This window comes from Wolbachia endosymbiont of Drosophila leontia (genome assembly GCF_028981785.1).
Taxonomy (GTDB): Bacteria; Pseudomonadota; Alphaproteobacteria; order Rickettsiales; family Anaplasmataceae; genus Wolbachia; species Wolbachia pipientis.
This window is the reverse complement of the sequence record NZ_JAPQLK010000139.1, coordinates 7,398-16,379: the sequence shown is the minus strand read 5'-3', so window position 1 is coordinate 16,379 and position 8,982 is coordinate 7,398. Positions and strand designations below refer to the sequence as shown.

7 protein-coding genes and 1 pseudogene are annotated in these 8,982 nt (G+C 35.1%); 4 read left to right on the top strand and 4 right to left on the bottom strand.

The window, feature by feature from the left end; all coding sequences use genetic code 11:
* A pseudogene (locus tag OZD63_RS05165) lies at nt 1-132 on the top strand (IS5/IS1182 family transposase); the annotation flags it as partial.
* Here the strand turns inward: OZD63_RS05165 and OZD63_RS05160 are convergent.
* From OZD63_RS05160 to OZD63_RS05145, 4 genes are all read right to left on the bottom strand, one after another.
* Entirely contained in the window at nt 129-605 is a 477-nt protein-coding gene (locus OZD63_RS05160) for a hypothetical protein (protein WP_274979380.1), read from the bottom strand. The pseudogene OZD63_RS05165 and the gene OZD63_RS05160 overlap by 4 nt on opposite strands.
* A gap of 154 nt (nt 606-759) precedes the next feature.
* A complete protein-coding gene (gene ftsH, locus OZD63_RS05155; RefSeq protein WP_275008300.1) occupies nt 760-2,598 on the bottom strand; it encodes an ATP-dependent zinc metalloprotease FtsH in 1,839 nt (612 codons plus the stop codon).
* A 12-nt stretch (nt 2,599-2,610) separates the two neighbouring features.
* A complete protein-coding gene (gene tilS / locus OZD63_RS05150) occupies nt 2,611-3,906 on the bottom strand; it encodes a tRNA lysidine(34) synthetase TilS (RefSeq protein WP_275008298.1) in 1,296 nt (431 codons plus the stop codon).
* A gap of 184 nt (nt 3,907-4,090) precedes the next feature.
* Nucleotides 4,091-4,570: an OmpA family protein gene (locus OZD63_RS05145; RefSeq protein WP_010081889.1), complete on the bottom strand. Its 480-nt coding sequence runs from the start codon at nt 4,568-4,570 to the stop codon at nt 4,091-4,093.
* A 275-nt stretch (nt 4,571-4,845) separates the two neighbouring features.
* Between OZD63_RS05145 and OZD63_RS05140 the strand changes: the two genes are divergently transcribed.
* The 3 genes from OZD63_RS05140 to mnmA all read left to right on the top strand — a co-directional run bounded on the left by OZD63_RS05140 (nt 4,846) and on the right by mnmA (nt 8,679).
* On the top strand, nt 4,846-6,264 hold the full coding sequence (locus tag OZD63_RS05140) for a gluzincin family metallopeptidase (RefSeq protein WP_275008297.1): 1,419 nt from the start codon (nt 4,846-4,848) through the stop codon (nt 6,262-6,264).
* Nucleotides 6,265-6,287: 23 nt separating this feature from the next.
* Nucleotides 6,288-7,364: a rod shape-determining protein gene (locus tag OZD63_RS05135; RefSeq protein WP_007548791.1), complete on the top strand. Its 1,077-nt coding sequence runs from the start codon at nt 6,288-6,290 to the stop codon at nt 7,362-7,364.
* Between the two features lie 202 nt (nt 7,365-7,566).
* Nucleotides 7,567-8,679 (top strand): tRNA 2-thiouridine(34) synthase MnmA, encoded by a 1,113-nt coding sequence (mnmA, locus tag OZD63_RS05130; protein WP_274979915.1) that lies wholly within the window; start codon nt 7,567-7,569, stop codon nt 8,677-8,679.
* Nucleotides 8,680-8,982 lie beyond the last annotated feature (303 nt).

Below are 8,982 nucleotides of genomic sequence, written 5' to 3'. Positions count from 1 at the left end.
TGGGTTGTTGAGCGATCTTTTGCTTGGTTAGAAAAATGTAGAAGATTGTGGAAAAATTGCGAACGTAAACCCAACACCAGCTTGCAAATGATTGTCCTTTCCTTCATTTCTCCCCTATTACGAAGATTTTAAACAGGTTCTAAGAGGTCTTTATTTTTTATTGAAGACACAATATCGTCAATTTCTTTCACATATAATGCAAGTTTGTGTGCTTTACTACGATCTTCAAAACAAAGATTAACAAGCACGTTACGAAACCTATCTTTCGTAGTACTTCTCACTTCTGCTAATAAGGACTTAATATTTTCTTGGCAATGCACTCTCTTTACCGATTCAGCCGGTTCAACCATACCAAGAACATTCTTTACCAAAGATTTTTCTTCACAACTAAATATGAACATGTAATAACCCATCGATAAAGTGAAGAGCAAGAACATAGCCGGAAGTAAAAACGGAGCTAATACATTTTGTGACGCAGGGAAAATAAACCAGGTAACAGTTGCTATTGACACAGTTACAAATAATCCTGATAAACATAATTGTGCTTTTCTTCTATAATTCTGATCAATAACTGTACTTACACCAATAGAAGCTATATCAATCATTACTCACACCTCATTAAACATTAATACTAACTGAATGATAGCATTATTGTGATGAAAATGCAATATTATTAATATTTTAATACAATTTATATTGACAGTTACAATTCTGAATGTTTTATTGCAGCGTTAGCTGATTAGCATTTTTAAGATGAGGTCAACTCTCATAGAGAGAGGATTTTTTTATTTTCTCATTCTTCTCATTTTCCTCTCTAACAATTTTTTTTCCATTTAATATGTCCTTTATTTCATCTCCTGTTAAAGTTTCAAACTCCAGTAGATTTTCGGCAATGAGATCTAAGCCTTTCTTATGCTTGGTCAAAATGTCTTTTGCTTTTTCATAGCAAGAAGACACAACTTTCTTTACTTCTTCATCTATAAGTTTTAACGTATCTTCAGAAATTATCTCAGAACCATGTATGGTTCGTTCGCGATTGTGATAGATCGGGCCTATTTTGTCACTCATTCCCCATTTTGTTACCATAGCGCGTGATAAATCAGATGCTTGTTTTATATCCGAAGATGCACCGCTTGTGACTTTATCGTAGCCAAAAATTAGCTCCTCTGCCACTCTTCCACCCATAGCAACAGTAATATCTGCTATCATCTTTTCTCTTGTGAGGGACACTCTATCTGTTTCTGGTAGTCTCATAACTAAACCGAGTGCTCTACCGCGTGGAATAATTGTTGCCTTGTGTATAGGATCAGAAGCAGGCATATTAACAGCAATTATCGCATGACCAGCTTCATGGTATGCAGTCAGTCTCTTTTCCTCTTCTATCATAATTAGGGATCGTCTTTCTACGCCCATCATCACTTTATCACGTGCATATTCAAAATCGTCCATGGTAACAATCTTCTTGTTTCTTCTTGCAGCAATAAGTGCAGATTCGTTCACTAAATTTGCTAAATCAGCTCCAGAAAAGCCTGGTGTTCCTCTTGCAACCGTTTTCACGTTTACATCTGGTGCTATTGATATTTTCTTTATATGAGTATTTAATATCTTTTCACGCCCATTTATATCGGGTAAAGAAATAGTAATCTGTCGGTCAAAACGACCAGGTCTAAGCAGTGCTGGATCTAAGACATCCGGACGGTTAGTCGCAGCAATTATTATTACACCTTCATTAGACTCAAAGCCATCCATCTCAACTAATAACTGATTTAATGTTTGCTCTCTTTCGTCGTTGCCGCCACCAAGACCAATACCACGATGCCTACCCACCGCATCTATTTCATCTATAAAAATTATACAAGGAGCATTTTTCTTGCCTTGATCAAACATATCACGAACACGACTTGCACCAACACCCACAAACATTTCAACAAAATCAGATCCAGAAATACTAAAGAATGGCACATTAGCTTCTCCTGCAATTGCACGAGCAAGTAAAGTTTTACCAGTTCCAGGAGAGCCAATCAAAAGGCACCCTTTTGGTATTTTTCCACCTAATATTTGAAATTTTTGCCTTTGTTTAAGAAAATCAACGATCTCTACTAGCTCTTCTTTTGCTTCATCAATTCCGGCAACATCATCAAATGTTACTTTTTTTCCACTAGCCATGAGTCTAGCCCTTGACTTGCCAAAGCTTATAGTTCTGTTGCCCCCCGCTTGTGTTTGTTTAAGAAAGAATAGCAAGAAGCCAATAAAGATAAATGTTGGGACCCATGAGATAAGTAATCCACCAATTACGTTCATGGCAGAATCTTCAGTTGAAAAGGAGAATCTCACTTTTCTATCATGTAAATTTTTTATTAGGTCGCTATATATGACACCGCTTGAATTGAAACTTGAACCGTCCCTGAACTTGCCTTCAATGCTCTGGTTTTTTATGACAATATTTTCTACATCATTGTCTTCTAGTCTAGTTAAAAATTCCGAAAAAGGTATAATTGTTTTACTTTTACCTACATTTCCGCTGAACTGAATATAAGCAACTGAAATAAGAACAATAATTACTAACCAGATCAATAAGCCTTCTAAAAATTTTTTCATTTCTATTTCTAACTAAATACTAATCAAGCTTACCAAATTTTGTTTTATCGTGCTATTAATAATGCATTGAACCTTATCGTCATTGGTATTTTTTCCGTTATAATTTACATCAGGATAAGCAAGCACCTTTCCATCTTTTAGCACTACAGGCAAAGAACAGAAAACTTCAGGGCAGCAGTTGTAATCCTTCAGAAATTCAGGAACTTTTTGTGTTTTTTTTAATGGAGCGATGATAACTGAACACTCTTGATTTCCGAGTATTGTGAAGCTAAATCTGTTATCCCATTGAGTAGGTTCATTTAAAGGTAGGTTTAAGGTAATTTCTTGTATCTTTGACGATTCTCTAATTATCAAGATATTTTCTCCATGTTTTCTTATTTTACACCCAGAAAGTGTACAGTTAACATTACTATCCTTTTGCAATATTTTATTAAATATTACGATAAGGCTGTTGTACCTTGGTTTATAATGTTTACTGGCAATTGCCATTATGGAGTAAAGAAGAAGCCTCAAGGCTATTTCCTCTGGCAATTGATAAAACTCACTTAGTTTAATTTCAATATAACCAAGATCATGCACATTAACGCAGTCATTAAACGCAAGGCGTGTGTAGTGCATCAACGCTTTTGCAGCTCTTTTCATATGAAGGGCTGTGAGGCATATTCGCTCTGTTAAAATCTCTTGATTATCACTTGCTTTAAGTAAGTTACGGTATAAAGTTCGCCTGTATTTTAAGTCATAGTTGCTTCTATCTTCGATCCATTTTAACCGATGAAGCTTAGCGTACTTTTCTATTTCACTACGACTAAAATTTAACAATGGCCTAAATATATAAATACCATTTAGGAAAGACTTGTAGTCCATTGATGATAATCCATCTACGCCACTACCTCGCTCTAATCTTAACAAGAACGTTTCTGCTTGATCATCTTTGTGATGAGCAACAAGTAAATATTTAACATTATTATTTTTACACCACTCTGCTAGTAACTTATACCGTGCTTTTCGTGCCTGTAACTGAATATTGCCTTTAATATTTTGCTTCTCCCAATTTAATATGAACGATTCCTTTGCTCCAAGTTCCTTTGCATAACTTACAACAAAATCAGCTTCTTTTTGAGACTCTGGACGTAACCCATGATTCACTGTTAATGCTGTAGGAAGTGAAAGCTTGTTTTTTTTTGCCCAGTTAGTCATTAAGTGCAGTAAGACTATACTATCTACACCACCTGATACTGCAACTGCAACTTGATTGTTATAGAAAGCAAAACTATTAACCACATTTTGAAATAATAACTCTAATTCCATTATGTCTCTTGATGGCCAGACAGGTCAGATCTCTTACGTCATACCGCGACTTATTTGTGGTATATATAGATCCCGCTAACAAGCAACGAAATATGACAAGTTTGTCCTTTTTTGTCTACCCCAGTGGCCTTTCTTTATGTCATCCCAGTGTTTGACACTGGGATCCAGGTTTTAATGCAAGAAACTATTTCTTTATTCCAGAAAATGAAAATTCCACTCTACGATTTTTAGCATGCTCTTTTTCATATTTAGAATTTCTAGAATCATCTTTTACATTAACCAAAGGCTCAGTTTCACCTTTAGAAGCAGTTTTTATTCTGTTTTCTATGTAGGGTGTACAACTAACCATAAATTTTTTAGCTGCATCAGCCCTTCTAGCGCCTAGCGCAAGATTATATTCATGAGAACCACGGTTGTCAGTGTGACCAGTTAAAGTAACCTTCGCATCAGGGTTATCTTGTAACACCTCCATTACGTCAAGTAATGCATCTGCACTTACTTCAGCAATACTAGATTCATCATAACCAAAGAAAACTCTTTTATCACCTATCTGCTTAACAACAGAATTTATTTTATTTGTTGTATTTGCTCCTTTTTTTGGGCAAGAACTTACACCAGTAAGTAATAAACAAAAACAGCACATTATAACCAGTCTACTCCACATTACTAAACCTCCATAAATTTTAAATAGTGCGTAACTTTAATTTCAGTAGCTAATATCTCTCCATGTTGTAATATAGTCAAGAGAAATAAAATACTAAATACTTTTTCTACAACCTTACAATTAATTTTCCTATAATATGCTGGACTCTGAGTAGAAAAATCCAATAAAAGAATAAAAAGTACAATTTTTTATTGTACTTTAAGCAAATATACTTTTAACTTTATTATTAATCTATTGCGGTATTAAACAGATGTTTTCTAAAATAATGAACAAATATGCAATCTTATAAGTTTTTAGAGGAAGTATTGTATAGGGTAAAGAATATCGAAAATACGCTAAAAGTACTAAACCAAAGCCAATTGAATATAGAGGACAAGGTTGAACAAATGAGTCTTCTAGAAGAAATCAGACATGAAATTATCTCTCATGACGTAATAAAGGAATCATTAGCAGATGCTCTTGGTAACAAAAAAAGTGCAAATACTCAGCAGCTAAAGTTAATAGAGAGAATACATAAAAGCAACAGTGCTGTTCCTATTGATTTAGTAAAGTCTTTATCCAAAGCTAAGGTTGAATGCCAAAATTTATGGAAGCTATCTCATTCTGAAACCAGTAACTTAGAAAAACTAAAAGAACGTTTTACTGATTTAATCACACTCATTCGCGAAGTAGCTTCTATAAAATCGCAGCAATTAAAATGCTCAAAATACGACCCACTGCTTGCTGACTATGACTCTGATATCACAGAAAAGAGTATAAGGGAAGTATTCCCCAAGGTAGGCAAATTTTTTAGCGAAAATGTAGATAAAATAATTGAAAAGCAGAAAAAGGATAAGGATAAGGTTACTAATATACAAAAAGTTGCTACTCAGAAACAGATTGAACTTGGCTCATTATGTTTACAGCAAATGGGTATTGCACTAGATGAGATTCGTACTTCTTATTACTACCCTATAGATTATGATGAATCTGATTTTTGTTATGGTTTATTTTCACTTTTACGGCATAGTGGTTATGCAATTTATCAAAAATGTTTAGCGCAAAATTCTATAAGTAGTCCAATTACGAGACATGTTATGTATGAAACTCAAGGGTTATTCATGGAAAGGATGATTGGAACATCCAGAGAATTTATTGAGTTTATTCAACCACACATAAAAGAGAAGTTTGCTATAAAAGGCAAAACTAATAGCAGTGTTGAAAATTTGCACTTGGTTTTCAATGAAATAAACCCTTCTTCTTTTTTGAAAAATGCAGATGAATTTAGTCTGTTAGCTCATATTATGTTGAGAACTAAGTTAGAACAAGATATAATAAATGGCACATTGGAAGTCAAAGACCTGCATGATGCGTGGTTGGAGGGTATGAAGCACTATAAAATTCCAGTAAAAGCTAAAAATGAGCTAAACACTTATTTTCAAGATGAATATTGGGCAAGCGGTGTTATGGGCTACTTTCCTATAAAAATTATTGCTTTAATTGCTGCTGTGCAGATTTTCTCTTTCGTTAAAAAGAATCATTACGAATCATTAAGTGCTATAATAAAAGGAGATTTTAGTTTACTTATCAGTTGGTTATCTCAAAATGTATACAGTGCGAAGTGTGGCCTGGAACTGCTAAAAAAAGTAACAGGTAAGGGTTTAGACGTTGAGTGTGTTACTTACTACTTATCTGAAAAGTATAATTTGTCTTAATAAATGGTTTTCTTGAGTTATGTATGAATTTTGTTCGAAAATTAACCGGAAAGTTTTATAGCCTTTTTACTTTCAAAGGTTTGTTTGCTAGCGATATTGCTATAGACCTTGGTACTGCAAACACTTTAGTTTATCAGAAAAATCAGGGAATAGTGCTTGATGAGCCTTCAGTTGTAGCAAGAATAAAAGAAAAAGGAAGTTACGTTCCTTATGCTTTTGGTAAAAAAGCTAAAATGATGCTTGGAAAAACGCCTGGAGAAATAGAGGCGATAAGGCCCTTAAAAGATGGAGTCATTGCTGATTTTAAAAGTGCGGAAGAAATGCTAAAATATTTCATACGCAGTGCAAACACAAAATTCACTGTTAATAAACCTAATATTATCATATGCGTTCCATCTGGATCCACGCCAGTTGAAAGGCGTGCTATACAAGATGCAGCAGAAAGTGCTGGTGCAAATGAAGTATTTTTAATTGAAGAACCAATGGCTGCAGCAATCGGAGCTGGGCTCCCGGTTACTGAACCTGAGGGTTCTATGATTGTTGATATAGGAGGTGGTACAACTGAAGTTGCAATTATTTCTTTAGGCGGAATTGTTTATTCACGTTCTGCCAGAGTAGGTGGCGATATTATGGATGAAGCAATAAAATCATATATTCGTGAAAATCATAAGTTATTAATCGGTGAAACAACCGCTGAGAAAATTAAGAAAAGCATAGGTTCAGCCAGTCTGCCAGGTGAAAATAACAAAGAGGGAATGATAATTAAAGGCAGGGATTTAGTGAGTGGCATGCCAAAAGAAATGCTTTTATCAGAATACCAAGTTGCAGAGAGTTTAATAGAGCCTGTACATCAGATAATTTCTGCTATTAAGACTGCGCTGGAGAGCACTCCACCTGAACTTTCTTCTGATATAGTCGATAGAGGAATAGTTTTATCCGGTGGTGGTGGATTATTACGTAATCTAGGTAAAGTTATCAGTGAAACAACAAAATTACCGGTTCGTGTTGCAGATGACCCACTTTGTTGTGTTGCCTTAGGTAGTGGAAAAGTGCTTGAAAACATGGATTATTTTGGCCATGTTTTATTCAAGCAAGATTAAATTATTTTTGAAGGTAGTTTATCGAATTTTATAGCAAATTTTACCTCAAGCATAAAGATGTCATCCAAGTAGCCAACACTGGGATCCAGAAAAATTGACTATAAACAAGCATGCTGTTTCGATGAAATTGTGTAATAGAAACTAGATTCCAGTGTCAGCTACTTGCATGACACCAAGTTTGTGCTTATAAATTAAGGCGATTATGCTAAAAGAATTTGAAATTGAACCTCTGCTAAAAGATAAAACTCCGCACCAGACTAAGGCTGTTGTTGCAATGTCCGGGGGAGTTGATAGCTCGGTTGCTGCAGCACTGCTACATAACCTTGGGTACCAGGTGATAGGTGTGACTCTTCAACTCTATGGCACTGACGGTAATGCTAACGCAAGAAAGGGTGCATGCTGCGCTGGACAGGATATTTATGACGCTAAGCGTGTAGCTGAAAGTGTTGGCTTTCCTCACTATATTTTAAACTATGAGGAAATATTCAAAAAGGAAGTAATAGAGGATTTTGCGAGTACCTATATGCGTGGGGAAACTCCCATACCATGCGTGAGATGTAACCAAACGGTAAAATTTCGTGATCTATTGCAAGTTACAAAAAATCTTGGTGCGGATGTGCTCGTAACAGGACATTACGTGAGAAGGTTAGAAAAAAATGGTGAGGTAAAGTTGTGCAGAAGTATTGATAAAAGTAAAGATCAAAGTTATTTTTTGTTTGCTACAACTCAAGAGCAGTTAAAGCTTTTGCGATTTCCGCTAGGTGGGTTCTATAAAAGTGATATAAGAAAATTAGCAAAATATTTCAGTTTACAAATTTCTGAAAAGCCAGACAGTCAAGATATATGCTTTGTTTCCGAAAGCTATAGTAAAACAATAGCTAAATTAGCTCCACAATCCGTACAGAAAGGCAGAATTGTGGATGTGAATGGAAAAGTGCTAGGCGAGCACAGTGGCATAGTAAATTTTACAGTGGGGCAAAGAAAGGGCTTGGGTATCGCACACAATGAACCTCTTTACGTGATAAAAATTAATACAGAGAATAATGAGGTTATAGTAGGTCCGATCAACGCATTAATGCAAAAAAAAATATTGATCAAAGAGTTAAATTGGTTAGAACAACCAAAGGAAGGTATGGAAGTAACTGTGAAGCTGAGATCATCACATGCGGGAAGTTTAGCAACAATACATTCAACTGATGAAAAAAATAAAGCCTGTGTCATTTTAAACGACGATTACTTTGGCATCAGTCCAGGTCAAGCCTGTGTAGCGTATAAAGATGAGCAAGTTATCGGCGGTGGATGGATATGCTCTTAACTAAAAGCTTTAATGCAGAGTGTAAACATACAATAGACTTCTTGCATAACCATAGAACAGAAACGAAAAAACTTCCTTGACAAACCTCGCCAGCCCCCTTATCATGAAACTGAAGCTATTTATTTATCTTCTCTGTACAGATTAAATGACAAAAAAACTCACGTATCTGGCGCCTCATGTTTAGTTTTTTGCACTATGTGCACTCTATGTCTTTATCAAATTTCTGGGTTTTTACCTACACAAGCTGAAATACGCTTATAAAGCATTTAAAACATTAAAAAACGCCAACTTAAAAAATGGATA